The organism is Bartonella sp. MU70NMGDW (genome assembly GCF_042194085.1).
Taxonomy (GTDB): Bacteria; Pseudomonadota; Alphaproteobacteria; order Rhizobiales; family Rhizobiaceae; genus Bartonella; species Bartonella grahamii.
On the sequence record NZ_JBHIMK010000275.1, the window covers coordinates 1 to 1,522 of the forward strand.

1 protein-coding gene and 1 pseudogene are annotated in these 1,522 nt (G+C 34.8%); both read left to right on the forward strand.

The genetic code is table 11. The annotated features are described in order from the left end of the window. A pseudogene (locus ACFIKE_RS10400) lies at nucleotides 1-78 on the forward strand (disulfide bond formation protein B); the annotation flags it as partial. Between the two features lie 707 nt (nucleotides 79-785). Then, nucleotides 786-908, forward strand: a complete 123-nt coding sequence (locus tag ACFIKE_RS10405) for a hypothetical protein (protein WP_375649799.1) — start codon at nucleotides 786-788, stop codon at nucleotides 906-908. Nucleotides 909-1,522 lie beyond the last annotated feature (614 nt).

Below are 1,522 nucleotides of genomic sequence, written 5' to 3' on the forward strand. Positions count from 1 at the left end.
ATACTGGAATGTGGTGGCGGACAATGTGCCGATGATCCTGTAAGGTATGAATTGTTATCAAATTGGTTCCCTTCATAAGTCTCGAATTTTTTTAATAATCCCTCATCGTAATTTTTATTGTTAAAGAGGCGGAAATATTTAAAAATCCGCTTCTTTTTTGTTGATTGGGAAGACATTTTAGCAAGATTGTTCGATAATCTGATCTTTTATCCTAACGCTGGCTTTTATGAGCGCTTGCGATTGATATTTTTTTAGCGAAGACTTGCTCTGTGAACCTTTTATACGGTCTTTTTAGGGAGTTGAGGGGATTGGGCGGTGGCACTGTAGAGCAGCCCCAGATTGTTGAGCTGCGTGGGTTAAAAAGCCTCGTTTTTTTAAGGTGCATTAACGATAAAAATTTTTTGTTCTTGATTTTTCTTAACATTGTGTTACATAAGTCTTTGTATTCATTTTGGTGCTTCTTAAAGTATATTTGCTGCTTTCAGAGGAATTAATTTAAAATTTTGAAAGTTATCTGAGTAATTTTCTGAAGAGGTTTGTTTATTAAAGGCAAACCTTTTTTTTATCTCATTTTTAGATGTGTTCTTTCAGCGTGAAGCCTTTTTTAAAAAAGGTAAGCGTTTTGATGATGACTCTCCTATTTGTTAATGCCTTGATTTATAACAATAAGTTATCATTTTGAAACATGAATCACATTGCTGAATATAATAAATTTTTCTCATCATCAGTTCTCTCATATTGAATCAATTAAAATTACTTGCTTATACATCATGAGCGGGTGGACCATGTGGGTCAAAACTGTATCAGAAAGGCATGCCTTTAATGAATTGTCTCTTAAACTGAAGGCTGTCCGCAACATTGGGAGCAGGCAGAGTTTTTGTGATGGTGCTGGCCTTGTTTCTCTATAAACGTAAGGATAAGGGAGTAGCATGGATTTTATACATTTCATGGGGAGAGCTTATTCCTTTACGGATAGCGTTTGCGAAATGGGTGTGACGAGCGTTGAGAGATCTGTCTTTAAAACAAGCGTGTGAATATGCAGCGCAAGTATATTCCTTTTGGCGCGTTTTGTATTACGAAAAAAATTGATTTATAAGGATGAGTTATCGTTGTGGATGTTGAATGAGAAAAACGAAAATGTTCTCTCATTTTAAACTTTCTTATAGTCAATTAATTAAATGTACTCTCGTACGTTACAAGAAAGCACAGGATCTGGGTCAAGATTCTTTTAAAGTCGTAGAATGCTTCTTATGAACCCTTTCGATAGCTAGAATTTGTCAAAAAATTTTATGCTGGTTAATACAATAATAGGGCGGGTTATATCTATGATTTAAGTGAAAATAGGGGAATTTAAATGAAAAGGGGGGAGAGATTTTAAAGACAGTTGTTGAAAACGTTATTGTATAATGCATTTTTTACAGTTTTTCTGCTTTCTGTAAATATGTAAAAGCGTGAAAACGGAAATGTGCAAAAAAGGAAGGTGCGACTTTATGCGTGGTGTGTGATTTTATCATGGCATGGC